General features: G+C 70.9%; 25 protein-coding genes. 6 read left to right on the top strand and 19 right to left on the bottom strand.

The window, feature by feature from the left end; genetic code table 11:
• Position 1 precedes the first annotated feature (1 nt).
• The 3 genes from acs to BLT25_RS07575 are packed head-to-tail and all read right to left on the bottom strand — an operon-like array spanning position 2 to position 3,859.
• Positions 2-1,951, bottom strand: a complete 1,950-nt coding sequence (gene acs, locus BLT25_RS07565) for an acetate--CoA ligase (protein WP_091043847.1) — start codon at positions 1,949-1,951, stop codon at positions 2-4.
• The gene (locus tag BLT25_RS07570) at positions 1,926-2,336 is read right to left on the bottom strand and encodes a DUF779 domain-containing protein (RefSeq protein WP_091043850.1); all 411 of its coding nucleotides are present in this window, start codon (positions 2,334-2,336) and stop codon (positions 1,926-1,928) included. Before BLT25_RS07570 ends, acs begins: the two co-directional genes overlap by 26 nt.
• Positions 2,336-3,859, bottom strand: a complete 1,524-nt coding sequence (locus BLT25_RS07575) for an acetaldehyde dehydrogenase ExaC (RefSeq protein WP_091043852.1) — start codon at positions 3,857-3,859, stop codon at positions 2,336-2,338. Before BLT25_RS07575 ends, BLT25_RS07570 begins: the two co-directional genes overlap by 1 nt.
• 167 nt (positions 3,860-4,026) lie before the next feature.
• Between BLT25_RS07575 and BLT25_RS07580 the strand changes: the two genes are divergently transcribed.
• Genes BLT25_RS07580 through BLT25_RS07595 form a run of 4 tightly spaced genes read left to right on the top strand, consistent with a single transcriptional unit; the run spans position 4,027 to position 8,556 of the window.
• Complete coding sequence (locus tag BLT25_RS07580; RefSeq protein ID WP_091043855.1) at positions 4,027-5,238, top strand: helix-turn-helix domain-containing protein; 1,212 nt, start codon at positions 4,027-4,029, stop codon at positions 5,236-5,238.
• Position 5,239: 1 nt separating this feature from the next.
• A complete protein-coding gene (locus tag BLT25_RS07585) occupies positions 5,240-6,478 on the top strand; it encodes an iron-containing alcohol dehydrogenase (protein WP_091043856.1) in 1,239 nt (412 codons plus the stop codon).
• Between the two features lie 7 nt (positions 6,479-6,485).
• Positions 6,486-7,853, top strand: a complete 1,368-nt coding sequence (locus tag BLT25_RS07590; RefSeq protein ID WP_091043859.1) for a MadS family sensor histidine kinase — start codon at positions 6,486-6,488, stop codon at positions 7,851-7,853.
• Positions 7,854-7,872: 19 nt separating this feature from the next.
• Entirely contained in the window at positions 7,873-8,556 is a 684-nt protein-coding gene (locus tag BLT25_RS07595) for a MadR family response regulator transcription factor (RefSeq protein WP_091043862.1), read from the top strand.
• A gap of 17 nt (positions 8,557-8,573) precedes the next feature.
• On the opposite strand, the gene BLT25_RS07600 is transcribed toward BLT25_RS07595, so the two are convergent.
• From BLT25_RS07600 to BLT25_RS07655, 12 genes are all read right to left on the bottom strand, one after another.
• On the bottom strand, positions 8,574-9,179 hold the full coding sequence (locus BLT25_RS07600; RefSeq protein ID WP_091043864.1) for an acetate uptake transporter: 606 nt from the start codon (positions 9,177-9,179) through the stop codon (positions 8,574-8,576).
• A gap of 241 nt (positions 9,180-9,420) precedes the next feature.
• Positions 9,421-10,341 (bottom strand): mycofactocin oligosaccharide methyltransferase MftM, encoded by a 921-nt coding sequence (gene mftM, locus BLT25_RS07605; RefSeq protein ID WP_091043866.1) that lies wholly within the window; start codon positions 10,339-10,341, stop codon positions 9,421-9,423.
• On the bottom strand, positions 10,338-11,855 hold the full coding sequence (locus BLT25_RS07610; RefSeq protein ID WP_091043868.1) for a VWA domain-containing protein: 1,518 nt from the start codon (positions 11,853-11,855) through the stop codon (positions 10,338-10,340). Before BLT25_RS07610 ends, mftM begins: the two co-directional genes overlap by 4 nt.
• A gap of 19 nt (positions 11,856-11,874) precedes the next feature.
• Positions 11,875-13,056 carry an AAA family ATPase gene (locus BLT25_RS07615; RefSeq protein ID WP_091043870.1) on the bottom strand — a complete coding sequence of 394 codons (1,182 nt, stop codon included), beginning with the start codon at positions 13,054-13,056 and terminating at the stop codon, positions 11,875-11,877.
• 86 nt (positions 13,057-13,142) lie between these two features.
• Positions 13,143-14,435: an NDMA-dependent methanol dehydrogenase gene (gene mdo, locus BLT25_RS07620; protein WP_091043873.1), complete on the bottom strand. Its 1,293-nt coding sequence runs from the start codon at positions 14,433-14,435 to the stop codon at positions 13,143-13,145.
• A gap of 102 nt (positions 14,436-14,537) precedes the next feature.
• Positions 14,538-15,944: a mycofactocin biosynthesis glycosyltransferase MftF gene (gene mftF, locus BLT25_RS07625; RefSeq protein ID WP_091043874.1), complete on the bottom strand. Its 1,407-nt coding sequence runs from the start codon at positions 15,942-15,944 to the stop codon at positions 14,538-14,540.
• On the bottom strand, positions 15,941-16,636 hold the full coding sequence (gene mftE, locus BLT25_RS07630; protein ID WP_091043877.1) for a mycofactocin biosynthesis peptidyl-dipeptidase MftE: 696 nt from the start codon (positions 16,634-16,636) through the stop codon (positions 15,941-15,943). Before mftE ends, mftF begins: the two co-directional genes overlap by 4 nt.
• Positions 16,620-17,822 carry a pre-mycofactocin synthase MftD gene (mftD, locus tag BLT25_RS07635; protein WP_091043878.1) on the bottom strand — a complete coding sequence of 401 codons (1,203 nt, stop codon included), beginning with the start codon at positions 17,820-17,822 and terminating at the stop codon, positions 16,620-16,622. Before mftD ends, mftE begins: the two co-directional genes overlap by 17 nt.
• Complete coding sequence (gene mftC, locus BLT25_RS07640) at positions 17,819-19,051, bottom strand: mycofactocin radical SAM maturase (protein ID WP_091043881.1); 1,233 nt, start codon at positions 19,049-19,051, stop codon at positions 17,819-17,821. Before mftC ends, mftD begins: the two co-directional genes overlap by 4 nt.
• Positions 19,048-19,332, bottom strand: a complete 285-nt coding sequence (gene mftB, locus BLT25_RS07645; protein WP_091043883.1) for a mycofactocin biosynthesis chaperone MftB — start codon at positions 19,330-19,332, stop codon at positions 19,048-19,050. Before mftB ends, mftC begins: the two co-directional genes overlap by 4 nt.
• Positions 19,332-19,424, bottom strand: a complete 93-nt coding sequence (gene mftA / locus BLT25_RS07650) for a mycofactocin precursor MftA (protein WP_091043886.1) — start codon at positions 19,422-19,424, stop codon at positions 19,332-19,334. The genes mftB and mftA overlap by 1 nt, the downstream gene beginning before the upstream one ends.
• Positions 19,425-19,526: 102 nt before the next feature.
• Positions 19,527-20,330, bottom strand: a complete 804-nt coding sequence (locus tag BLT25_RS07655) for an alpha/beta hydrolase (RefSeq protein WP_091043888.1) — start codon at positions 20,328-20,330, stop codon at positions 19,527-19,529.
• Positions 20,331-20,361: 31 nt separating this feature from the next.
• On the opposite strand from BLT25_RS07655, the gene BLT25_RS07660 reads away from it, so the two are divergent.
• The gene (locus BLT25_RS07660) at positions 20,362-20,937 is read left to right on the top strand and encodes a PadR family transcriptional regulator (RefSeq protein ID WP_256328500.1); all 576 of its coding nucleotides are present in this window, start codon (positions 20,362-20,364) and stop codon (positions 20,935-20,937) included.
• Here the strand turns inward: BLT25_RS07660 and BLT25_RS07665 are convergent, their stop codons facing one another.
• The 4 genes from BLT25_RS07665 to BLT25_RS07680 all read right to left on the bottom strand — a co-directional run bounded on the left by BLT25_RS07665 (position 20,938) and on the right by BLT25_RS07680 (position 25,012).
• Positions 20,938-21,546: an MBL fold metallo-hydrolase gene (locus BLT25_RS07665; protein WP_091043892.1), complete on the bottom strand. Its 609-nt coding sequence runs from the start codon at positions 21,544-21,546 to the stop codon at positions 20,938-20,940.
• The gene (locus BLT25_RS07670) at positions 21,546-22,646 is read right to left on the bottom strand and encodes an S-(hydroxymethyl)mycothiol dehydrogenase (RefSeq protein ID WP_091043895.1); all 1,101 of its coding nucleotides are present in this window, start codon (positions 22,644-22,646) and stop codon (positions 21,546-21,548) included. The genes BLT25_RS07665 and BLT25_RS07670 overlap by 1 nt, the downstream gene beginning before the upstream one ends.
• Positions 22,647-22,753: 107 nt before the next feature.
• Positions 22,754-23,776 carry an FAD-binding oxidoreductase gene (locus tag BLT25_RS07675; protein ID WP_091043897.1) on the bottom strand — a complete coding sequence of 341 codons (1,023 nt, stop codon included), beginning with the start codon at positions 23,774-23,776 and terminating at the stop codon, positions 22,754-22,756.
• A 3-nt stretch (positions 23,777-23,779) separates the two neighbouring features.
• Positions 23,780-25,012 carry a cytochrome P450 gene (locus BLT25_RS07680; protein WP_091043900.1) on the bottom strand — a complete coding sequence of 411 codons (1,233 nt, stop codon included), beginning with the start codon at positions 25,010-25,012 and terminating at the stop codon, positions 23,780-23,782.
• Positions 25,013-25,152: 140 nt separating this feature from the next.
• On the opposite strand from BLT25_RS07680, the gene BLT25_RS07685 reads away from it, so the two are divergent.
• On the top strand, positions 25,153-26,088 hold the full coding sequence (locus BLT25_RS07685; RefSeq protein ID WP_091043903.1) for a helix-turn-helix transcriptional regulator: 936 nt from the start codon (positions 25,153-25,155) through the stop codon (positions 26,086-26,088).
• The last annotated feature ends 12 nt before the right edge of the window (positions 26,089-26,100 follow it).

The following is a 26,100-nucleotide window of genomic DNA, read 5'->3' on the forward strand; positions in this document are numbered from 1 at the left end:
CTCACCCCTCCGCCGCTGCGATCAGGGCCATGACGTTCGGGTCGCTGAGCGTGGTGGTGTCGCCGACGTCCCTGCCCTCGGCGACATCGCGCAGGAGACGGCGCATGATCTTCCCGGACCGCGTCTTGGGCAGTTCCGGGACGATCGTGATCTGCCGCGGCTTGGCGATGGCCCCGATCTCCTTGGCCACATGGCCGCGGAGCTCCTGGATCAGCGCCTCGCCGGTGTTGCCGTCGCCGGCGCGCAGGATCACGTACGCGAAGACCGCCTGGCCGGTGGTCTCGTCGGCGGCCCCGACGACGGCTGCTTCGGCGATCCTCGGGTGGGAGACCAGGGCGGACTCGATCTCGCTCGTGGAGAGGCGGTGACCGGACACGTTCATCACGTCGTCGACGCGGCCGAGGATCCAGATGTCGCCGTCCTCGTCCTTCTTGGCCCCGTCGCCGGCGAAGTAGTAGCCGAGGTCCGCGAAGCGGGTCCAGTACGTCTCGACGAACCGGTCGTCGTCCTGCCACAACGTGCGCAGCATGGCGGGCCAGGGCTTGGTGAGGACCAGGTAGCCGCGCGACCCGTTCGGCACCGAGCGACCCTCCTCGTCGACCACGTCGGCGCCGATGCCGGGCAGCGGCCGCATCGCCGAGCCGGGCTTGCCGGCGGTGACCCCGGGGAGGGGACTGATCATCATCTGACCGGTCTCGGTCTGCCACCAGGTGTCGACGACGGGGCAGCGGTCGCCGCCGACGACGTTGCGGTACCAGAGGTACGCCTCGGGGTTGATCGGCTCGCCGACCGACCCGAGGAGCCGCAGCGAGCTGAGGTCGTAGCCGTCCGGGATCTCGCGACCCCACTTCATGAACGTCCGGATCGCCGTCGGTGCGGTGTAGAGGAGGGTCACGCCGTACTGCTCGACGATCTCCCACCAACGGCCCCGGTGCGGGCTGTCGGGTGTGCCCTCGTAGAGCACCTGGGTGGCACCGTTGGCGAGCGGGCCGTAGACGATGTAGCTGTGTCCGGTGACCCAGCCGATGTCGGCGGTGCACCAGTAGACGTCCGTGTCCGGCTCGAGGTCGAACACGGCATGGTGGGTGTAGGCCGCACCGGTCAGGTAGCCCCCGGTGGTGTGCAGGATGCCCTTGGGCTTCCCGGTCGTGCCCGAGGAGTACATGACGTACAGCGGGTGCTCGGCGTCGAACGCCTCGGGCGTGTGCTCGGGGGAAGCGCTGTCGACGACGTCGTGCCACCACAGGTCGGTGGCGTCGTCGAAGGGGACGTACTCCCCGGTGCGACGCACGACGAGGACGTGCTCGACCGGACTCTGGCCGCCCAACCGCGCGAGGGCGGCGTCGACGGCCGGCTTCAGCGGCGAGGGGGTCCCGCGCCGGTAGCCGCCGTCGGAGGTGATGACCAGCTTGGCCCGGCAGTCCTCGATCCTCGAGGCGAGCGCCTCGGCCGAGAACCCACCGAAGACCACGGTGTGGGTGGCACCGATGCGGGCACAGGCCAGCATCGCGACGATGGCCTCGGGGATCATCGGCAGGTAGATCGCGACCAGATCGCCACTGCCGACCCCGAGGTCGGTCAGGGCGTTGGCGGCCCGGGACACCTCGTCCTTGAGATCGGCGTAGGTGAGGTCTCGGGTGTCACCGGGCTCGCCGACGAAGTGGAAGGCCACCTTGTCGCCGCGACCGGCCTCGACGTGCCGGTCGACGCAGTTGTACGCCGCGTTGAGCTTCCCGTCCGCGAACCACCGCGCGTGGGGTGCGTCGGACCAGTCCAGCACCTCGGTGAACGGCTCGGCCCAGGTCAGCCGCTCGGCCTGCTCGGCCCAGAAGCCCTCGACGTCGGACTCGGCCCGGGCGTACGCCGCTTCGGTGACGTTGGCGGCCGCGGCCAGGTCGGCGGGCGGCTCGAAGCGGATCGGATGGTCAGTGCTGAGCAGTTTCTCGGTCAAGGCTCTGCGCCTCCTCGTCGGTGAACAGTCGCGATCGGATCAGGAACCGCACGCCCTCGGGCGCCTCCAGGGAGAAGCCGGCGCCGCGTCCGGGGACGACGTCGATGGTGATGTGGGTGTGCGACCAGTACTCGAACTGCGCACGCGACATCCAGACGGGCACCTGGTGGTCCAGCCCGATGTCCAGGTCGCCCAGGTGGATGTCGGCCTCGCCGAGCAGGAAGTCACCGTTCGGGTAGCACATCGGGGCCGAGCCGTCGCAGCATCCACCGGACTGGTGGAACATGACCGGCCCGTGGATACCGACGAGGCGGCGGAGCAGAGCCGCCGCCTCGTCGGTCACGGCGACCCGCGCCGGAAGGGAGGAGGCGTGGGTCGCGCTCATCAGAAGAACCCGAGTGCGTCGGGGCTGTAGCTGACGAGCAGGTTCTTGGTCTGCTGGTAGTGGTCCAGCATCATCTTGTGGGTCTCGCGACCGATGCCGGACTGCTTGTAGCCGCCGAAGGCCGCGTGGGCCGGGTAGGCGTGGTAGCAGTTCGTCCAGACCCGGCCGGCCTTGATCTCCTTGCCGGCCCGGAAGGCCTGCGACCCGTCGCGCGACCAGACGCCGGCGCCGAGGCCGTACAGGGTGTCGTTGGCGACCTTGAGGGCGTCGGCCTCGTCGTCGAAGCCGGTCAGCGACACGACCGGACCGAAGATCTCCTCCTGGAAGATCCGCATCGAGTTGTCGCCCTCGAAGACGGTCGGCTGCACGTAGTAGCCCTCGGCGAGGTCGCCCTCGAGGATGGTCCGCTCGCCACCGGTGAGGACCTTGGCGCCCTCGTCCTTGCCGATCTCGATGTAGGACAGGATCTTCTCGAGCTGGTCGTTGCTGGCCTGGGCGCCGATCATCGTGGTGTCGTCGAGCGGGTTGCCCTGCTTGATCTTCTCGACCCGGGCGATGGCGTCGCCGACGAAGTCGGAGTAGATCGAGCGCTGGACGAGCGCACGCGACGGGCAGGTGCAGACCTCGCCCTGGTTGAGGGCGAACATCGTGAAGCCCTCGAGCGCCTTGTCGTAGAAGGCGTCCTTCTCCGCGGCGACGGAGTCGAAGAAGATGTTCGGGCTCTTGCCGCCGAGCTCGAGGGTCACCGGAATGATGTTCTGGCTGGCGTACTGCATGATCAGGCGGCCGGTGGTGGTCTCGCCGGTGAAGGCGACCTTGGCGACGCGCGGCGAGGAGGCCAGCGGCTTGCCGGCCTCGACACCGAAGCCGTTGACGACGTTGAGTACGCCGGCGGGCAGCAGGTCACCGACCAGCTCGACGAGCTTGAGGATCGACCAGGGCGTCTGCTCGGCCGGCTTCAGGACCACGCAGTTGCCCGCGGCGAGCGCCGGGGCGAGCTTCCAGACGGCCATCAGGATCGGGAAGTTCCACGGGATGATCTGGCCGACCACGCCCAGCGGCTCGTGGAAGTGGTACGCCACGGTGTTCTCGTCGATCTCACCGATGGTGCCCTCCTGGGCACGCAGCACGCCGGCGAAGTAGCGGAAGTGGTCGATCGCGAGCGGGATGTCGGCGGCGAGCGTCTCGCGTACCGGCTTGCCGTTCTCCCAGGTCTCGGCGACGGCGATCGCGGTGAGGTTCTCCTCCATCACGTCGGCGATCTTGAGCAGGATGTTGGACCGCTCCGTCGTCGAGGTCTTCCCCCACGACGGAGCGGCAGCATGTGCGGCGTCCAGGGCGGCCTCGATGTCCTCGGCCGTGCCCCGGGCGATCTCGGTGAACGGCTTGCCGTTCACGGGCGAGATGTTCTCGAAGTAGGCACCCTTGACCGGGTCGACCCAGGCGCCACCGATGTAGTGGCCGTAGCGGCCTTGGACGGTGACCAGCGAGTCGGGCTGGCCGGGAGCTGTGTATACGGTCATCGGGATTTCTCCTCAGGCAGTTCAGGCGTTGGGGCGTGATCGTGGTCACAGACGCTAGGAACGCCGAGGTTGCAGCAACGTTGCGGTCACCGAACGTGGACGAGGATCGACGGATGCAACGTGAATGCAACCTTCAAATGTGACCCTCATCACTTGAGGAGGTCCGGATGAACGATACGAAGCAGAGCCCCTCCATGCGTGCAGCCGTGGCGGACTCGTGGCACCGATCCGCCGCCGCCGGGGTGACCGCGGACGACACGTCCGCGCCGATCACCCTGCCCGAGGACCAGCTCCGGGACATCCGCGCGGCCCATCCGCTGGCTCGCGTGTTCCCGCTCCTCGACGACGTACTCGGGCAGGCGGCGCGCGACTGCGACGCGATCATGGCCGTCTCGGACGAGGCCGGTCAGCTGCTCTGGGTGTGCGGTGCTCCGGCGGCGCTCCGGCGCGCGGAGCGGATCGGCTTCGTCGCCGGGAGCAACTGGGACGAGCGCCTGGCCGGTACGAACGCGCCCGGGCTCGCGCTCCGGCTCGACCGGCCGACCAGTGTCGTCGCCGCCGAGCACTTCCGGCGCTCGGTGCAGCAGTGGAGCTGCGCCGCGACCCCGATCCACGACCCGGGCGACTCGCGTCTGCTCGGCGTCCTCGACATCACCGGAGGAGACTCCATCGTCGTACCCCAGACGATGGCGATGGTCCGCGCCGCCGCGAGGCTCGCGGAGTCCGAGCTCGCCCGCGAGCAGCTGTTGCCGAGGCAGCCCGAGACCCGCCCGGGCTGGGCACGCATCGCCGTGGAGACCCTCGGCCGGCAGGACCTGCTGCTGTCGATCGACGACGGCCGCGGCCACCGCGCACAGCTGCGGCTCTCCCCACGCCACAGCGAGATCTTCCTGCTCCTCGCCAGCGCCCCGCGCGGCCTCTCGGGCGACGAGCTCGCGGTCCTCCTGTACGAGGACGACGGCGGCTCCTCGACGCTCCGCGCCGAGCTGAACCGGCTGCGCAACCTGCTCGGGGAGGAGTTCCTCGCCTCCCGGCCCTACCGGCTGACGACCGAGGTGACCGGCGACTGGCTGGGCGTGGAGGCGCGGCTCGCGGTGGGCGACGTCGCGGGCGCGCTCCGCTGCTATCGCGGGCCGATCCTGCCGCGCTCGGTCGCGCCGGGCGTGGTCCGGCTCCGCGAGACGCTGGCCCAGCAGCTGCGCGCGGCGGTGCTGCAGTCGGGCCAGCCCGACCTGGTCTCGACCTGGACGCGGTCGGCGTGGGGTGCCGACGACTACGAGATGTGGCTCCGGCTCCAGGCCCTGCTGCCGTCCGGCTCCCCGTTGCTGGCCCTCGCCGACGGCCAGATCGCCCGGCTGGACCGCGAGATCGGTCTCTGAGATGACCGCTGGAGCGGCGCCGACGACAGCGGTGATGGCACGCACCCGGGAGCCTCGGCATGAGCAGGTCCCGCCGACCGCTGCCCCGCTGGACCAGGTGGTGAAGTTCCAGGCTCCCGAGGTGGTCTTCGGGCACAACTCGCTCGAAGAGGCGGGCTACTCCGCCGCCCGGCTCGGGGCCCGGCGACCGTTCGTCGTCACCGACCCCGGCATCGTCGAGGCCGGCTGGGTCGACGAGCTGCTCCGGCTGCTGCGGGCCGAGGGCCTCACCCCCGTGCTGTGGACCGACGTCACGCCGAACCCCAAGGACCACGAGGTACGCCGTGCCTACGAGCGGTACGTCGAGGCCGAGGCCGACGTCATCGTGGCCGTCGGTGGCGGCTCCTGCATGGATGCGGCGAAGGGCGTCGCGGTGCTCTCCGGCAACGGCGGCGACATCCTCGACTACGCCGGGATCGACCAGATCGCGCGCCCGATCCCGCCGATGCTGATGATCCCCAGCACCTCGGGGACCGGAGCCGACGTCTCCCAGTTCTGCATCGTCACCGACACCGAGCGCCGGGTGAAGATCACGATCATGGGTCGCGCCCTGGTGCCCGATGTCTCGATCACCGACCCCCGGCTGCTGACCACGATGCCGGAGGCGCTCAACGCCGCGACCGGCCTGGACGCACTCACCCACGGCATCGAGTCGTACGTCTCGCTGGCTCACAACCCATTGGCCGACGGGCACGCGATGAGCTCGGTCGCGCTCGTCTGCCGGCACCTGCGCTCGACCGTCACCGACCCGACCGCGATGGAGCACCGCGCGATGATGGCGCAGGCCAGCCTGCAGGCGGGCCTGGCCTTCACCAACGCGATCCTCGGCGCGACCCACGCGATGAGCCATCAGGTCGGCGGGCTGCTCGACGCCCCGCACGGCGTGGTCAACGGCATCCTGCTCCCGCACGTGATCCGCTACAACGCGCGCTCGGTACCCGAACGGTTCGTCGGCCTCGCCCGAGCCGCGGGCCTGCCGGTCGACGGCGTCCCCGGTGACGTCGCGGCCGAGATGCTGGCCGACCACGTCAGGCGCCTGGCCGACGACGTCGGCGTACCCCGGCGGCTGCGGGACCTCGGGGTGACCGACACCGATCTCGACACCCTGTCGGTGACGACGCTCGACGACGCCTGCCTGACGACGAACCCCCGGCCGGCGAGCCGCGCCGAGATCCACGCGCTCTTCCGGGAAGCGCTGTGACAAGCCGATGAGCGCCCCCGATCTGGCGGCACTGACCGGCGTACGTTCCGGCAAGCGTTCCTACTACCGCGCCTTCCTGCGCTCCGACGAGCGGATGCAGCAGGCCGTACGCGCCATGGACTCGATCTCGCGTGCGCTGGTGCGCACGGTCGAGGGGCCGCGAGCGCTCCTGGAGGAGGTCGCGCGCGCCGCCGCGGTGCACCTCGCCGCGGAGTGGACGATCCTGGCGCTCGCCGACGGCCATCTGCCCGGTGCCAGGCCGAGGTTCATCGTCGTCGGCCACGACGGGCGAGTGGTCGGCGACGAGGAGGAGCTCCCCGGAGTCGTACGCCGCGAGCTCGGCGCGATCCGGGCCGGACATGCGACCGGGGCGCCCGGGCCTGCTCGCTGGGTGCGGGTGCCGATGACGCTGGAGAGCGTCATGATCGGCAGCCTGGTCGGTCTCCACGGGCTCGCCGACGACCCGGAGCCCGGGGACCTGTCGGTGCTGCGGATCCTGGCCAACGAGGCCGCGGTGGCACTGCACACCTCCGAGCAGTACCAGGCCGGTCTCGCCCAGCACCGCCGCGCCCAGCGGCTCTACGACGAGGTCGGCGCCCGGGAGCGGGACCTCGAGCAGCGGACCCGCGAGCTGCGCCAGGCCGAGGAGCGGCTGCTGGTGGCACACCAGCGCGAGCTGGTCGACCACGAGCGCCACCGCATCGCGCGGGAGCTCCACGACAGCGTCACCCAGTACGTGCTCTCGGCGGGGATGTCGGTCGAGGTCGCCCGGGGTGAGACCGAGGACCTGGGGCCGGCCGGGGAGCGGATCGGCGAGCTCCTCAACACCGCGAAGAAGCTCACCCAGGACGCCGTCGAGCAGCTCCGCCGGGCGATCTACGCCCTTCACCAGCCGCACCGCGACACGGTGTCCTCGCTTCCCGAGCTGCTGCACGAGGTGGCCGAGCACCACCGTCCCCATCTGGACGTGTCGGTGCGGGTGGAGGGCGAGGTGTGCCCGATGCCCGCGGAGGCCAAGCACGACATCGCCCGCGCGGTCGGCGAGGCACTCTTCAACGTCGCGATCCATGCCGAGGCCTCCCAGGCGGTGCTCAGGCTCCGCTACCGCAAGCACGAGCTCTACGTCGGGGTCGCCGACGACGGCCGTGGCGATCCGGGCCTGCTCGCCCGGAAGCTGCGGCTCGAGCGCGGCGCCTCGATCGACGGCAGGCACCGTGGTCTGGCGAACATCGAGACCCGGATCGGCGAGCTCGGCGGCACCGTCGCGTTCCGGCGCTCGCATCTCGGCGGTGTGCGGGTCGAGCTCCGGGTGCCGCTGCCGGTCGTGGACCGCGGCCGAGGAACGATCTGCGGGCTCATCGAGGACCCGCAGTAGCCGCTTCGAGGAGGAACCGATGAACACGCTCAGCCCGCCGCAGGCGGTCCCCGACCGGGCCACAGCCGGCATCGACGTACTGCTGGTCGATGATCACGCGATCGTCCGTCAGGGTCTGCGCTCGATCCTCGAGCGCGAGCCCGGCCTCCGGGTCGTCGCGGAGGCGGCGACGGCGGCGGAGGCGCTGGCGCGGGTCAACAGCGCTCGCCCCGACATCGTGCTGCTCGACCTGAAGCTCTCCTCGTCCTCGGACGCCGAGGGCCTCGAGCTCTGCGCCGCGCTGACCCAGCGGCACCCGGAGGCGCTGATCCTCGTGCTGACGACGTTCCTCGACGAGCAGCTGGTGATGCAGGCCATCCGTGCCGGCGCCCGCGGCTATGTCGTCAAGGACGTCGACACCACCGGGCTGGTCCGCGCGATCCGCGACGTCGCGAGCGGCGGGAGCGCCTTCGACGCGCGCTCCGCGGCGGCGATGATCCGTGGCGTCAACATGCCGGTCACCAGCGACGACTCCGAGCTCACCGCCCGCGAGCTCGAAGTGCTCGAGCTGCTCGCGCACGGGCTCTCGAACCGTGCGATCGGCCACCGGCTCTACATCTCCGACACCACCGCCAAGTTCCACGTGGGCAACATCCTGCGGAAGCTGGGCGTCAGCCGCCGGGCCGAGGCGGTGTACGAGGCGTCCAAGCTCGGTCTCCTCTGACCCGGCGGCCGACGACATCACGGCACCGGCAGGACCGTGCGGTCCCAGGTCGTGTTCACGATGATCGCGGCGGAGGCGTAGAGCGCCACCAGGGCGTCGAGGATCAGCAGATAGCCGGCGGTCCGGCCGAGGGCGGCGCTGCCGAGGAACGACCCGAACGCGGCGAGGTAGAAGACCCCGGCCAGGAGCACGAAGATCACGATCGTGGTGGTGTTGGTGCGGAGCGCCGCCAGCAGCATGTACGTCGTGAACACCGCCCACGCCAGCAGGAACATCCCCGTGATCGCGGCCCCGCCCGCGGTAACCATCGGGCCGTAGAACTGCACGAGCAGGGCGTAGGAGAGCCAGAACCCGCTGTACGCGGTGAAGACCAGGGCAGGGAACGTCTCACCTCGCCGGAAGTGGACCAGCCCGGCCACGAGCTCGGTCGCGAAGCCCAGCGCCAGCGCTAGGGGCAGGACCGCCGGCAGCGCGGCCGCGTCCACGATCCCCGACATCACGGTGGCCAGGACGAGCGCCGAGATCCCGAAGCTGGCCAGACCGAGCGGGAACGGGTCGCCCCACGTCACCGGCGCGACGGCTCGAGTGGTCGGTACCTCTGCATCGATGGATGTGTTCGTCATCAGTTCCTCCAAGGATTCAACCGTCGTCCGGCTGGGCCACGGTTCTCACAAAGTAGTGACGCACGACACACCCACGGACCCGCCGAGTGGGCGGTCGCGCACCTGCCCTCGGGTAGGCCTCCGGTGCCGTCACGTGCGGCCGACGGACAGGTCGGATCGGGCTCTGACCAGGCCTGACGCGGCGGCAGGAGAGCGACGGCACCGCCGCGTCACCGACGGACAGGTCGACGGGGAGGAACGGTCAGCGGTCGGTGTCGATGACGAGCCAGCCGCCGTGGTGCTCGACGACCCGGTGCGGATGTCCCGAGGCCGCGCCCCAGGCGGCGAGATCGTCCAGCGAGACCGTCCGGACGTGTCCCCAGGTCTCGTCGGGCTCGTCCTCGAGCGGTACGGCGATCACCACCCGGCGTCGCGCCACCCGGATCGCCTCGGCGACCGCCCGGTCACCGAGGCCCGGCTCGATGTGCTCGAGGAGGTGGATCAGCAGGACGTTGTCGGCGGCCCCGTCCGACCACGGCAGCCGGGTGGCGTCGGCGGCCCGCGTGTTCAGCGGCACCTCCAGCCGGGCCGCCGCGGCGCTGAGCAGCGTGACGGTGCCGGCGGAGAGGTCCGAGGCGGTCACCTCCCGTCCCGCGGAGGCCAGCCGCAGCGAGAGGAACCCGAAGCAGCAGCCGACCTCGAGGACCGAGCCGGGCGCCAGCTGCTGCTCGACGAAGCGGTAGACGGGGGCGTACTCGGCGACGGTTCCGTGAGCGGGGGCGGCAGGGCCGGGTCGGTGCAGCGCCTGCTCCACGCGGCGCAAGGTGTTGCGGTAGAAGGCCGCCCAGGCCTGCTCCGGGTCCGGAGCGCTGCTGACCACGACCCCGGTGAAGAGCCGCTCGAAGAGGTCCGGGCCACGCAGCCACCCGGGCTGGAACAGCTCCTCGGCCAACAGCCCCGAGAGGTCGTCGTCGATCTGGTCCGTACGCAGGCAGTGGATCAGATGGACCTGGTGGCCCTCGCGGTGGACGTCGAAGTGGCGGGTGCGGATCGTCCCGAGATGACGCCGCGGGCGCGGGCCGTGCCAGGCCCGGACGCTGACGAGCTCGTCGCGGTAGACCCCGGCCTCGGGGCCGGGTCGGAGCGCGTCGATCACGTCCAGGTCGCCGGGCGGCGTGGTCATCGGCCGACCGACATCGTCTGGGTGACGTTGTCCAGCCCGCGCAGGTTCCGGACGACCTGGACCTTGTCGCACCACTCCGCGTACTCCGGCAGGTCACAGCCGCCGAGCGCCCACGAGTAGCGCGGCTCGGGGGTGAGCCAGATCGTCGACCGGGCGCGCCGGGTGAGCTCCTCGAAGGCGGCGAAGCCGGGGTCCTTGCCGTTGCCGCGACCGTCGCCGAGGATCACCAGCGTGGTCCGCCGGTTCACGGCCGAGCCGAACTGCTCGAGGAACTGCTCGAAGCTGGCGCCGTAGTTCGAGTCCGCGTCCACATCGAGCACCCCGCCGGCCGGCAGGCCCGCCAGCACCAGGGACAGCGCGTCCTCGATCCGGTGCTCGGCGAAGAGGTCGGTGATCTCGACGAGGTCCTTCACGAACGCGAACGACCGCACGGACGTGGCGACCGACTGCAGGCTGTGCAGCAGGTGCAGCGTGAAGCGGGCGGTGGAGCGTACGGACAGGGAGACGTCGCAGAGGACGAGCAGCCGGGGCCGGTCGTGCGCCTTGGCGACGGTGACCGGCCGGAACGGCACCCCGTCGTACTTCATGTTGGTGCGCATCGTCCGCCGGCCGTCGACGATGCCCCGGGCGGCGACCGTACGCCGCGGGCGTGGCGCTCCGTGGAGCTTCCGGAGCAGCCTCCGCAGCGACTCCTCCAGCGCGGCCCGGTCGTGCTCGGCCACGGTCTCGGCCTGCGCCGCCTGGATCTCCCGCGACTCGATCTCGCGCTCCATGCTCATCAGCCGCTCGAGGTGGTCCCGGATCCGCTCGGGCAGCGAAGCCAGCCAGGGGGCCAGTGCCTTGCGCAGCTCGGCGAGGTCATCGTCGTCGCTGCCGCCGTCGGGCTCGCGCTCCTCGAGCCAGCTCAGCAGGGCGATCTGCTCCTGCACGGAGAGCTCGGTGTCGAGCTGCATCCCGCCGTCCCGGATCAGCTCGCCCGGGTTTCCCGGGTTGTGCATCCGACTGGTGGAGAGCTGGACCCGCGCGGCCTCGCCGGGGCTCGACTTCGGGTCGTTGGAGAGGACGATCTCGTCGGTCAGCGCGGCGATGTCGATCTTGTTCGCCTCCTGGTGGAGGTTGTAGCGCTGCGCCATGTCCTCGGGCTTGAAGTACTCCTTGATGTCATCCGGCTTGCCGTGGCTGTGCCCGTCCTCGGGCACCTCGCCCGGCTCCTCGGAGAGCGTGAAGTCGGTGAGCTCGCCGTCGTCGGAGAGGTCGTCGTGGCTGTGCCCGTGCTCGTCCGCGTCCTCGACGACCGGGCGCAGCCCGAAGAACCGGTCGAAGACGAGATCGAAGGTGGCCAGGTCGCGACGGTCCTTGACCAGGCTCGCGGTCAGCGCGGCGTGGAGCAGGTGGCGCTGCTCCAGCACCCCGGGCTGGGCGACCGCGTGCATCGCGTCGATCACCTCGGCGGTGCTCACCCGTACGCCGTAGAGCCGGAGCAGCCGGATGAAGCGGTGGAGTGCGGTCTCCATGTCGGGCCCCGATCCCGGCTCAGACCGGACGCTTGCGGGCCGACGGGAACGCCCGGCTGCCCTGGCTGGTGGACACCGCGGGCGCGGTACGCGGCCCGGTGCCGCCGGCACCGCCGTAGTAGCCCGCGTTGTGCCGGCCCGGCTGGTCCTTCGCCTTCCGCTCGGCGCGGCCGTCGACGTCGTCGCGATCCTCGGCAACCGGCGCGTGGGAGTGACCATGGCCGTGCCCGTGACCATGGCCGTGCAGGTGGTCGGGCACCTCGGCGTTCGGGTCGACCAAGCGCGGCAGCGCCTCCATGACCCGCTTCAGGTCGCGCTCGTACTTCACGACCACGTTGAGCGTCGTGGAGAGCACGTCGGCGGTGAGCTCCTCGACTCCGAGTACCGCGAGCGTACGAGCCCAGTCGACGGTCTCGGAGATGCTGGGTGCCTTGCGCAGCTCGAGCTCGCGGATGCCCCGGACGATGTCGACCAGCCGGGCCGCGAGCGAGTCGGCGAGCCCGGTCTCCTTGGACCGGATGATCTCCAGCTCACGGGCCGCGTCGGGGTAGTCGAGGAAGAGGTGCAGGCAGCGGCGCTTGAGCGCGGCGGAGAGATCACGGGTGTTGTTCGAGGTCAGGACGACGTACGGCATCGTCCTGGCGGTCACGGTGCCGATCTCGGGGATGGAGATCTGGAACTCCGCGAGCAGCTCGAGCAGCACCGCCTCCAGGGCCTCGTCGGCCCGGTCGACCTCGTCGATGAGGAGCACCACGGGGGTGTCGGAGTCGATCGCCTCGAGCAGCGGCCGCGCGGCCAGGAACCGCTGCGAGAAGAACACCGAGTCCTGCTTGGCGATCCGCTCGACGGCCTCGTTGAGGTCGGCGGCGTCCTCGACGACCTGGCCGATCTTCTCGCGCAGGATCTGGGTGTAGAGGAGCTGCTTGCCGTAGTCCCACTCGTAGAGCGCCTTGGTCTCGTCCTGGCCCTCGTAGCACTGCAGCCGGATCAGGCGCCGTCCGGTCGCGGCGGCGAGGCTCTCGGCCAGCTGGGTCTTGCCGACGCCGGCCGGGCCCTCGAGCAGGACCGGCTTCTCCAGCCGGGTCTGCAGGAAGACCGTGGTGGCCAGCCGGTCGTCGGCGAGGTAGCCGCACGTCGCCAGCTGGGCGCGGGCGTCCTCGACGTCGGTGAAGCCCTGGATCGGTTCGGTGGTGGTCGACACGTGCACTCCTCGAGGTGGTGGGTGGGGCAGGAGGTGGCGGGTCCGGTCGTCCGGACCCGCCACGCTGGATCGATCGGCCGGACCGATCAGCCGAGCAGGTCGTCCAGGTCGCCGTTGAGGCAGTGGTCGACCACCGGACGTACGGTCTCGAACGTGCACTCCTTGGCGTTGCCCGGCGTGCAGGCGTCGCCCAGGACGTGGTTGGTGATCCGGTCGACGTCCGCGTCGTCGCCGACGATCTCCTTGGCGTTCTCGTAGTAGGCGGTCGGGCCCTGGCCGAGCCGGTTCTTCGAGTACGTGTCCTGCTTGACGTCGACGAACCGCTCGGTGATCCCGACGTCGCGCAGCAGCCGGATGGCCGCGGCCAGCGCCGCGTCGGCGGCCTGCACGTCGGTCATGCCGTGGGTGTCGACGCCCATCGCGCGGGCGATGTCGGCGAACCGCTTGTAGTGCGTGGGCATGTTGAACGCCCACACCCGAGGCAGCGCGATCGCGTTGTTGAGGCCGTGGTGGGTGTCGTAGAACGCGCTGATGGCGTGGCTGATCGAGTGGATGATGCCGAGGCCGCCGGAGTTGAACGCCTGAGCGGCGATGTACTGGGCGTACATCATCCCCTCGCGGCCACCGAGGTCCTGGCCGTTCCAGACCGCCTGGCGCAGGTTCTCCGAGGTCAGCTTGATCGCGTGCAGCGCGTTGCCGAGCGAGGGCTGGAAGTTGATCCGGGAGACGTACGGCTCGCTGGCGTGGGCCAGCACGTCGAAGCCGCACTGCGCGGTGTAGTCGACCGGGCAGTCGAAGTAGAGCACCGGGTCGTCGATCGCCAGGCTGGCGACCGAGGCATCGTCGAAGGCGACGTACTTGTGCGGGTTGTCCGGGTCGGTGGTGGTGTCGGTGATGACGTACGCCCAGGACGTCTCGGACCCGGTGCCGGCCGTCGTCGAAACGGCGATGTGCGGCGGGTTCTTCGGGTTCTCGGACATGTTGAAGCCCTCGAACTCGTTGACGTTACGGCCGTCGTGGGCGACCGAGATGCGCGCGCCCTTGCAGGCGTCGTGCGACGAGCCGCCACCGATGGAGACGAACGAGTCGCACTCGTTCTCCTGGTAGAGCTTCACCGAGTCCATGACGTTGTAGTCCTTGGGGTTGGACTCGACCTTGTCGTACACGACGACCTCGAGGCCGTGGTACTTCATCGACTCGACGATCTTGGTGACGATGTCCGTGCCGCGCAGGCCGGACGTCATCACCAAGGTCTTGCGGAAGCCCATCTTCAGAGCCTCGGGCCCGATCATCTCGTGAGCGCCGGGGCCCATGAGGGCTCGGGGGAACGGGTGGAACTCCTTGATGGGGAACGGCTTGAGTAGTTCGTCGACCTGCATGGCAACCTCCGTTGGCGTGTGTGACGCTCAGCACATTAGGTACGCCGGGAGCGCCCCGAACAGGCGAGGAACGGGAAACAGCCCGGCCCGGGAGGGGCCGACCTACCCGTTGGGAGAGGTGCCTCCCTGGCCGGTCCTCCGGCCGGGTCGACGCGGCAGCAGACAGGTGATCGAACGCGCTCTGACCGCACCCGCCCACAGCCCCGCGCCGTACGCCATGTCGTCGAGGCGCCGGGCCAGCGGCCGGTATCGCGTGCCGGGGTTGTCGACCTGGGCGACGACCACGTCGACGAGCAACGAGGCCGCCAAGGCGCGCCGGACGAGGGCGCTGTGCGGGGCGAGGAGCACGGTCAGCGGCCACCAGTGCCGCAGCAGCAGCGCGGCCTCCTGCCGGACCGTCCAGCCGAGCCCCTGGGCGCAGAGCTGGACCGCGAGCCGATCCCGTTCGGGGGTCTCCGGCAGCCGCCGTCGCAGCGAGAGCGTGCCGTAGGCGATCCCGGCCGTGGCGATCGGGAGCGACCAGCGGCGGTGCACCATCAGTGCGGCCGCGGTGGCCGCCATGCTCACGGTCATCACGGCCGGCGCGCCCTTGCGGCCGTGTCGGACGGCGAGGTCGGCGCCGCCGGTCCCGTAGAGGTACTTGCGGCCCAGCCAGCCGCGGATCGTGGTGCGGGTGTCGTGCCAGGCGACCTGGTCCGGGTCGTAGCGGACGACCTCGCCGGCCTCGACCAGGCGCCAGACCAGGTCGACGTCCTCGCCCACGCGCATGGCCTCCTCGAAACCCGTGCCGAGCCGGTCGGCGCGCCCGACCAGGCAGGCGCTGGGCAGCCAGCCCACCGCTGCTCCGGGGCGTACGACGCAGGCACGGGTGCCGAGCGCCAGGGAGGAGTCGTCCTCGTCGAAACGCTCGAACCACCGCGGCTTCCGGCTGCGGGCGCGGCTGCGGACCAGCGGCGCCACCAGCGCGACGCGACCGTCGGCGAAGTGGCGGGAGAGCGCCAGGAGCGTGCTCGCCTCGACCGTGACGTCGGAGTCGACGAAGGCGACGTACGGGGTGCGGACGGCCCGCAGGCCGGCGTTGCGGGCGCCGGCGGGGCCGAGATTCTCCGGCAGCCGGATGATGCGCGCCCCGTGGCTGCGGGCCACCTTCTCGACCGCGTCGGGATCGTGGGAGTCGTCATCGACGACGACGCAGTGGAGACCGGCCAGAGGCGCGAGAGCCCGGTCGAGCTGGTCGGGCCGGTCGCGGACCGGGATGACGACGGTGAGGCCGGCCGGGTCGACGGCTGCGCCGCTGAGCACGGGATCGGCGAGGTTGCCGTCGACGAGCCTGGCCGCGAGCGCCTCGGTGGCCGCGTCGACCACGGTGATCTCGCCGTCGTCGAGACGGGCCAGCGCGGCGTCGGTGAGCCGGACGGCACGCAGCGGCGAGCCACCGACCAGCAGGCGCCGGTCGATGCGGCGTACGTCCGCACGGATCCGGACCCGGAAGCCGATCGGGAGTCTCACCCCACTGCCACGCCGCCGGGAGCCAGCACGTCCATCGTGGTCTGCTCGATCATCAGGGTGAGTGCCTCGGCTCCCTGCGCCGCCGTGGCTCCGGTGGGATCACCGAGCACGCCGTTCGCGGAGACCGCCTCGATCCCGCCCGCGCGCATGAGCGGGAGGATCTCCGCGAGCGGCCGGGTGTCGCCGGGCTCGGCCAGATCCATGCGTACGGCCTCGGGCCGTAGGTGCAGCATCAGGGACGTCTCGGTGCGGCCCGCATGCAGGTCGAACTCCTCGGTGCGGCACGGCAGCCAGCACGCGGTCTGCCGCTCGAAGGTGAGCTGGTTGACCGCGCTGGTCAGGGCCGCCGCGTTGCCGCCGTGGCCGTTGACGAGCACGACCCGTTCGGCCCAGGTGCGGGCCGAACGGACCAGCTCGACGACGAGCAGGTGGAGCGCGTCGCTGCCGATCGACACGGTGCCGGCGAAGGACTGGTGCTCGCCGCTCGAGCCGATCGCGACCGGCGGCGCCGTCCAGCTCCGGACACCATGCTCCGCGAGTCGTTCGGCCACCCCGTGCGTGACCGCGGTCGCGATGGTCGTGTCGGTGTCGAAGGGCAGATGCGGTCCGTGCTGCTCCAGCGAGCCGACGGGGACCAGCAGGACCGTGCCCTCGCCGACCTGGGGCCAGGTCGCGTCACTCAGTGCGTACATGGAAGCCGTCCGGGACGATCAGGTGCTCGGGCCGCAGCTCGCTGACCGAGCCGACCGCGAGGCCCCGCAGCGCCGAGTCGATCCCGCCGCTCAGCACGTCGAGGACGTTCTCGACCCCGGCCTGTCCGTTGGCGGCCAGACCCCACAGGTAGGCCCGGCCGATCAGCACCGCCTTCGCACCGAGCGCGAGCGCCTTGACGACGTCGGAGCCGCGGCGTACGCCTCCGTCCATCACCACGTCGACCTGGTCGCCGACGCGGTCGGCGATCGGTGCGAGCATCCGGATCGCGGCCGGGGTGCCGTCGAGGTTGTTCCCGCCGTGGTTGGACACCGAGATGCCCGCGACCCCGGCATCGACCGCGCGGAGCGCGTCGTCGACCCGGCAGACACCCTTCAGCACGAACGGGGTGCCGCTGATCTGGTGCCACTGCTCGCGCATCCAGGCGACGTCGTCCCAGCTCGGCGGCGGGGTGGTCATCCACTCGTAGTAGGCACCGAAGAACGTGGGCGCGCTCCCGCCCGGCGGGGCGAGGTTCGGGGCGGTGAGATCGGGGAAGGAACCGGTCCGCCCGAACTGCCACGCCCACCGCGGCCGGGCGGCGACCTGCGGGGCCAGCCGCATCATCGTCCGCAGGTCGACCTTCTCCGGGATCTCGGGACTGCCCCAGTCGCGGCCGATCGAAAAGGACCAGTCGAGCGTGGCGATCAGTCCCTGGGCGCCGGCGGCGTGCGCCCGCTGCATGCGCTGGACGATCGTGTCGCGGTCTCCGGTCCAGTACATCTGGAAGAAGGTGGTCGCGCCGGTCGCGGTGACGTCCTCCACCGACCGCGAGGCGAAGTTGGAGAGCCCGATGATCGTGCCCCGGGCCGCGGCGGCCCGGGCGACGGCGACCTCACCGTCGGGATGTACGGCCTGGACCCCCGTCGGGCTGATCAGGACCGGCAGCGGGACGGAGTGGCCGAAGACGGTCGTACCCAGGTCGCGCTTGGCGTGCTGGCCGACGACGTGGGGCGCCCAGCCGAGCTCGGCGAAGGCGGCCTGGTTGTCGGTCATGCTCTGGCCGCGCTCGGAGCCGGCGACCAGCGCGCCGTAGACCGGCTTGGGCAGCCGGCGCCGGGCTCGAACTTGGGCCACCGCGACCGACTCGAACCACGGGTTCTTCTTCCAGGGGTTCTCGAGCTTCACGACAAGTCACCTCCGGCAAGCGGGTCCTCGTTGCAGGCGGAGACGGGGCGCCGCCTGGTCGCTCCGAGGTTGAGCAGCACCGGTGCGTTGCGGCTGGCCTGACTGCGCGAGTGGTCCTGGCTCGCCGTCGGCACCGATCGGTCGCCGGCGAGCGCCGTCTCGCCGTAGCCCTGGACGCACTCCGGGTCCGGCCCGTCCAGCGGCAGCCCGGTGAAGAACTTGGCGGCCATGCAGCCTCCACGGCACGCATCGAAGTGCTGGCACTTCGTGCAGGCTCCGCCGGTCTGCGGCGAGCGCAGCTCGGTGAACAGCGGCGAGGACTGCCAGACCTCCCGGAATCCGCCCTCGCCGAGCAGGTTGCCGGCCAGGAACTGGTCGTGGATCGCGAACGGACAGGCGTAGACGTCGCCGATCGGGTCGATCAGGCACACCACCCGCCCGGCGCCGCACAGGTTGAGCCCGGGGAGCGACTCGCCGTAGGCGGCCAGGTGGAAGAACGAGTCCCCGGTGAGCACGTCCTCGCCATGAGCCATCAGCCAGTCGTAGAGCTCGCGCTGCTGCTCGGGGAGCGGGTGCAGCTCGTCCCAGACGTCGGCGCCGCGACCCGAAGGACGTAGCCGAGTGAGGCGCAGGGTGGCGCCGTACTCGTCCGCGATGGCCTTGAAGTCGTCGAGCTGGCCGATGTTCTCGCGGGTGCAGACGACGGAGATCTTGGCGTCGGAGAAGCCGGCGTCGCGGAGGTTCCTCAGGGCCTTGAGCGCGGTGTCGTACGAACCCGCTCCGCGGACCCGGTCGTTGACCTCGGCCGTCGCGCCGTCCAGGGAGATCTGGACGTCGACGTAGTCGGTCGAGGCCAGGAAGGCGGCGCGCTCGGGGGTGATCCGGAAGCCGTTGGTGGAGAACTTCACGCCGACCTGGTGGTCGACGGCGTACTCCACCAGCTCCCAGAAGTCGGGACGGATCGTCGGCTCTCCGCCACCGATGTTGACGTAGAAGATCTGCATGCGCTGCAGCTCGTCGATGACCGCCTTGCACTGCTCGGTGCTGAGCTCGCGCGGGTCGCGCCGGCCCGAGCTCGACAGGCAATGGGCGCACTCGAGGTTGCAGGCGTACGTCAGCTCCCAGGTCAGGCAGATCGGGGCGTCGAGTCCGAACTCGAACTGCTCGACGAGACTGCCACCGGCGGGACGGCCCGTGGGAGTGGTGGGGCGTTCTGGTGCGAGGGTCACGCTGCCTCCTCATGGCGGGGGCGGATCATGTCGGTCTCGGCGAGGGCGCGTAGCGCCGCTGCGTACGCGTCGTGCTGCTCCGGCGGGATGCCGGCGGCGTCGAGCGCGCTGCCGAGACGAGGGTGCTGCTCGAGGAGCCGGACCACCTCGACCAGCTCCGGCCGCTTGAGGAAGGTCAGCTTCCGGTTGCCGAAGTGGTAGGCGAGAGCCCCGAACGGCTCAGGACGCAGCGCCACCGACGGCGAGAGTGTCCACGGCTCCTCGAGCATGCGATCGGGCATCAGTAGACGCCGCACATTCCGTCGATCGAGACCTCCTCGATGAGGTCCTCGGTGGCGATGTCGGTCGGGTTCGACTCGTTCTGGGGTTCCATCTGCTGCTCCTCTCACGGGGTGACCGTTCGCACGTTAATCACGGCGTGAGCGCAGCAACCTCCCCGATCGGAGAGTCTTGCGGGCAGGATCAGGGAGGAGAGTCAGCTCGTGGCGTACGTGACGATCTGCTGACCGAGCGGCGAGAGCCGGCCCTCCTCGACCACCAGCTCCCAGCCGTGCCCCGCCTCGGCGGGCACGAACTCCGAGGACGTGGTCTGCGCCAGCTCCCGGGCGGCGTCCGCCTCCTCGCCACCGTCGGTGTCCTCCGCGATGGCGATCAGACCCGGCGTGCTGATCGCGTCGGCGACCGAGGCGAGGTCGACACCGGCCCAGTTCGACGGCCCCGACAGGTCGACCCAGCCGTCGACGTCCACACCGGCGGCGACGGCCCGCACCGTCTGGCTGCCTCCCATCGAGGCACCGACGAGCACGACCGGAGCGTCCGGCCACTGCTTCTCGACCTCGGCCAGCGCCGCCCGCACCTGCGGGACGGGATCGTCGGGATCCTCGATCCCGCACTCGGCCTTGCCATAGCCGCACTGGTCGTACGAGAGGCCCGCGACGCCCTGGAGAGCCGCCAGGATCGCGAAGTCGCCCCAGCCGCAGCGGTCGCCGTCGGTCTGATGGAGCATCACCAGCACCGCCTCCGGATCCCGGCCCTGCGGAGGGGAGAAACGGATCGCCGGCAGCTCGAGCGCCGGCCCCGAGACCTGCGTCGGCTCCACGGCAGCATCGGTCTCCGGCAGGAAGCAGCCGCCGAGCTCGCCATCGATGTACGGCCCGTCGGTGGGCAGCAGCGGGCCCGACTCCTTCGCCTTCGCCGGGCCGGCGTCGTCGGCGCCGCAGCCTGCCAGCAACAGGCCGAGGATCGCCGCCCCGGCCGCTACGCCCTTCATGCTCCGCATATGTCAATATTGACATATGAACGACTCCGGGGTGACCACTTCCAACCTCGGCTTCGCGATCCTCGGCCTGCTGGCACGACGGGCGAGCACCGGCTACGAGGTCGCGCAGCGGATGCGGCAGCCGATCGGCTACTTCTGGACCGCCCGCCACTCCCAGATCTACCCGGAGCTGAACCGCCTCGACGCCGCCGGACTGGTCGAGCACGAGGTCATCGAGGGCGCCGGTCCCCGGCCGACGAAGCGCTACCGGATCACCGAGCCCGGTCGGGACGCGCTCGCGGCATGGGTCGTCGGCGACCTCGAGCCCCAGCCGGTCCGTGACCTGGAGATTCTCCGACTGTGGTCCATCTGGACCGTCGAGCCCGACGCCGCCGACGACCTGGTCAGCCGGCTCGAAGCGACCCACCAGGGCGTACTCGACCGCTACCTCGAGGAGCTGGCCGAGATCTCCGACCGCCCCGGCGTCCGCGATCCGTCGAACCCGCTGTTCGCCACGTGGATCACGCTCGAAGGAGGCATCCGGTCACGGCGTACGGCACTGGAGTGGTGCGCCTGGATGCGCACCGAGTTCGCGGCCGCCGAGCGACCCGGGCAGCCCGGGACCTGATCAGCCCAGCCCGGAGATCTCGGCGGCGATCGTGGTGTCGTCGCCGTGCCCGGTGTGGACGATCGTCTCGCCGGGAAGCGTGAACAGCTTGGCCCGGATCGACGACTCGATGGTGGGCCGGTCGCTGAAGGAGCGTCCGGTCGCCCCGGGACCGCCCTGGAACAGGGTGTCGCCGGTGAAGACGCACCCCAGCGACGGCACCGACAGACAGACCGCACCCGGCGCGTGACCGGGCGTGTGCAGCACGGTCACCTCGGTGTCGCCGACGCCGATGACCTGGCCGTCGGAGAGGTCGGCGTCCCACAGCTCGTCGGGGTGGGTGAGCTCCCACAGCGGCCGGTCGTCGGGATGGAGCAGGATCGGAGCCCGGACGGCCTCCCGCAACGCCGGCGCCACGCGTACGTGGTCATCGTGGGCGTGGGTGCAGACGATCGCCTTCACCCGGCGACCGTCCACCACGGCCAAGATGTCCTCCACCGAGTGCGGTGCGTCGATGACCAGGCACTCCTGGTCGTCGCCGATCACCCAGACGTTGTTGTCCACCTGGTGCGTCTCGCCGTCGAGGCTGAAGGTGCCGCTGGTGACGCCGTGGTCCACACGTACGGCCATCAGAGCACCACCACCGAGCGCAGCACTTCGCCACGGTGCATCTTCTCGAAGGCGGCCTCGATGTCGCCGATCCCGATCTCCTCGCTGACGAAGGCGTCCAGGTCGAGACGGCCCTGACGATAGAGGTCGACCAGCATCGGGAAGTCGCGGCTGGGGAGACAGTCGCCGTACCAGCTGGACTTGAGCGAGCCACCGCGTCCGAAGACGTCGATGAGCGGGATCTCGGGCACCGCCATGTCGGGCGTGGGCACGCCGACGAGCACGACCGTGCCCGCCAGGTCGCGGGCGTAGAAGGCCTGCTTCCAGGTCTCCGGGCGACCGACCGCCTCGATGACGATGTCGGCACCTTCGGCTCCTTCGTACGTCCCCGAGCAGATCCGCCGGATCTTCTCGACCGGATCGGTCTGCGAGGAGTCCACGGTGTGCGTCGCACCCATGGCCGCGGCGCGCTCGAGCTTCTTGGCGTCGATGTCGACGGCGATGACCGGGCTCGACCCGGCCAGCACCGCGCCGGCGATCGCTGCCACGCCGACGCCACCGCACCCGATGACGGCCACCGACCTGCCGCGGGTCGCGCCGCCGGTGTTGATGGCGGCACCGATACCGGCCATCACGCCACAGCCGAGCAGGCCGACGGCCGCGGGCCGGGCCTCCGGGTCGACCTTCGTGCACTGACCCGCCGCGACCAGCGTCTTCTCCGCGAAGGCGCCGATGCCCAGCGCGGGCGAGAGCTCCGTGCCGTCCTCGAGCGTCATCTTCTGGGTGGCGTTGAACGTGGCGAAGCAGTACTGCGGCTCACCGCGGTTGCAGGCCCGGCAGCTGCCGCAGACCGCGCGCCAGTTGAGCACCACGAAGTCGCCCGGCGCCACGTCGGTCACGTCGGGACCCACCGCCTCGACCACCCCCGCGGCCTCGTGACCCAGCAGGAACGGGAACTCGTCGTTGATCCCGCCCTCCCGGTAGTGCAGGTCGGTGTGGCACACCCCGCACGACTGGATCTTCACCACCGCCTCACCCGGTCCTGGTTCGGGAACGTTGATCGTCACGACCTCGGTGGGCGCACCCTTGGCACGGGCGATGACGGCCTTGACCTGCTGCATCTCTCTCCTCTCGGGGCACCGGAGGCTTCCGGTCGCTCCCCCGTTCATCCTGGGGGTTCGTGATATATCTGAGCAAGGGCCGATCTCGGCGTCCGGGCTTCCCCGGGTCAGGCGCCCGGCCCGCGCCTGTCGGCCGGCTCGAACTTCTCCCGGTGGATGAGCCGCGGCGCCATCCGGCGCCGCTTGAACGCCTTGACCCCGGCCTCGACCAGCGCCGGCGAGCCACACAGCCACCCGGACCAGCCCCGGGCGCTGGCGATGTCCTCCACGAATACGTCGGGCGCGTAGCCGCTACGGTGGCCCGGTGCAGACTCCCGGGAGAGCACGGTGACGACACTGAAGCCCGGGTACGTCCCGGCCAGCTCCGTGAGCCGGTCGGTGTCGTAGAGGTCCGCCTCGGTTCGTACGCCGTGGTAGAGCACCATCACCCGGTCCGGGTGGCGTTCGAGCGCAGTGCGGGCGATGCCGAGCAGGGGCGCCAGCCCGGTGCCACCGCCGATGAGCACCATCGGCTCGCCCGCGTCCTGGTCCATGTCCGGGACGTGGAAGTCGCCCAGCGGGCCGCGCACCTCGACCCGGTCGCCGACCGACACCGGCCCGAAGAGCCAGTCGCTGGCCACGCCGCCGGGGACGCGGCGTACGTGGAGCTCGAGGACCTTGTCCTCCTGGGCCGTGTTGGCGAGCGAGTACTGGCGCCGCTTTGAGGTGCCGGGGACCAGCACCTCGACGTACTGTCCCGCCGAGAACGCGAGCGGCTCCTCGAGTCCGAACCGGACGCGCCGGGTGTCGTGGGCCACGTCCTCGACGTCGACGACGGTGGCGGTGAGGTCACGGAGCAGGTGGGTGGCGCGACCCGTCTCCGTGCCACGCAGCGCGACCTCGGTGTCCTCGAGCGGCCGGGCCTGGCACGCCAGCGCCAGACCGCTCGCGCGCTCGTCCGCGGTCAGCGTCTCGAGCGGCGAGTCGCGGTGGTCGACGTCGCCGCACAGGACCTGCAGCTTGCAGGTGCCGCAGGTGCCCTGGTTGCACGAGTTGGGCATCCACACGCCGGCGCGGAGGAACGCCTCCAGGATCGACTGGTCCTCGGCACACTCGACGCGGCGGCCGGAGACACTGATCGCGGCGGGCATCGCTCAGACCTCCCAGGTGCCGTGCAGGCTGGTGGGGCCGCGGAATCCCCAGCCCCAGAACTCGACGCCCTCGCCGGTGTCGCGCTCCAGGTTGGGGATCGCCTCGAAGAGCTCCTCGAGCCCGATCCGCATCACCTGGTTGGCGTAGTAGATGCCGGCGCACGCGTGGTTCCCGGCTCCGAATGCGAGGTGCGGCAGCGGCGGCCGGTGCAGGTCGTACGCCGTGGGCGCATCGTATGTGCCGGAGTCGTGGTTCGCGGAGCCGTAGGAGAGGATCACCGGCGTCCCGGCGGGCAGGTCGACACCGGCGACGGTGACCGGCTTGGTGCTGATCCGCGCGGTCGCCGACCAGATCGGCGAGGTCCAGCGCATGCCCTCGGAGATCGCCCGCGGCAGGAGCGAGGGGTCGTCGACGACCTCCTCCATCTGCTCGGGACGGCTGAAGAGTCCGACCAGCGTCGAGGCCATCCCGTGGCCGGGCTCCTGCATCGCACCGAGCAGGTAGACGTAGATGGTGGGGTAGATGTACGCGCGGTCGCGGGTCTTCCCCGGCGGCATGCCATCGTGGAGCCAGTGGGAGATCGCGGTGTTCTCGGGGTGCTCGATCCACCGGTCGATCAGCGGGTCGACGACGGCCTGGATCTCGGCCCTGGCCTCGTCACCGGGGGTGAACCCGTCGGGATTGGTGAACTCCCCGTTCTCATCGACCGCGGCGTTGGTGAACGAGACGCTCAGCTTGTGGAACCACTCGCGGAGCTTGTCGGAGGAGACCGACTGCAGTCCCAGCAGATCGCCGAGCGAGCGTACGGAGACGGGTTCGCAGTACTCCGCGACCAGCTCGGCGCGGCCGCGGTCCTCGAACTGCTCGACGTAGTTCCGGGCGATCGGACGGACCAGGTCGTCCACCCAGCTGTCGACCTCGACCGGCTGGAGCTGGGGCTCGACCATGCCGCGCAGGTCGGCATGGATGTCGCCGTTGACGCCGATGATCGCCGGGTGCCCGAACGTACGTCCGCCTGCCGGGGTGATCACCGCCTCGAAGTCGGGGCTGGTGGCGACCTCGCGGCAGATCTCCGCGGTGGAGGCGACATAGGAGCCGAGCACCGGGACGAAGGCGAGCGGCGCCTCGCTGCGCAGGCGCTCATAGGTCGGGTAGGGGTTCCGCTCGAGCTCGGTCATCGTCACCTCGTCGAGCCAGGAGAGGTCCTGCTTGCCGGGTTGCTGCGTGGTCGTCATGGGTGCTCCTCGGGGAGTGGGAGGTTCCGAACAGGAGTCGAAAGTAGGTCGGTCCTCGCACCCCGGCGACACGGATTGCGCGGGTTCGGCACCCTGAACGCGACCAATTTGTGACGCTCGTCTCAGGTACGCTCTGCGGCATGTCCGGTCGTACGCGAGCCGCTCCCAGGGACTGGGGGCAGGCCTCGCGCGTCGTGGCCCAGGCATACTTCCCTCACCAGCTCCGGCCGGTCGGCGGCGCTCACGAGCCGCGGCTCACGCTGCGTACGCTGGACCTCGGGCCGGTCCTGATCGGCCACGTCGGCTGGGGCGCGGACGTCGCGATCGAGTGCGACTACCCGAGCGCGTACGAGGTGAACATGCCGATCACCGGCCACCTGGAGAGCCGCGGCCGGTTCGGCGAGCTCACCTCGGTGGTCGGCCAGGGCACCGTCTTCCGGGCCGACACCCCGTCCCTGATCAGCCACTGGGACGCGACCTGCACCGTGCTCGGCGTGAAGTTCGACAGCGACTGGCTGGAGGTCGAGACCGAGCGGATCCTGGGCACCGACCGCGTCAACACCCGCGCACTCCTCCCGGAGCAGCTGTCGCTGGAGTCCGGCCGCGGTCGCGCCTGGCATCACCTGATCACCAGCCTGGCCGCCAACCTGCGCGACCCGGACCTCTTCGCCGACAGTGAGCTCGTACGCCGCCAGCTCGCCGGCGCGGTCGCCGCGGGCCTGATGGAGATGTGCTGCCCCGACGGCGGCGTCACCGCGGCCGCCCAGCCGCGGACGATCCGACGCGTGGTCGAGGCCCTCCACGACGACCCCGCCCGGGCCTGGACCGCCGCCGACATGGCCGCCCTCGCCGGCACCAGCGTCCGCCGGCTGCAGGAGGGATTCCAGCAGTGGCTGGGTAGCGCGCCCTCCCAGTATCTCCTCGACATCAGGCTCCAGCGCGCCCACGCCGACCTCACCACCGACCCCGGCCTCAGCGTCGGCGACGTCGCCGCGCGCTGGGGCTTCTCCTCCGCGAGCCGCTTCGCCGCCGCCCATCGCCGCAGGTACGGCACCGCGCCGTCGGCCGCCCGCTGACGGGTCCAGCTG

Origin of the sequence: Nocardioides sp. YR527 (assembly GCF_900101045.1) — a bacterium.
Taxonomy (GTDB): domain Bacteria; phylum Actinomycetota; class Actinomycetes; order Propionibacteriales; family Nocardioidaceae; genus Nocardioides.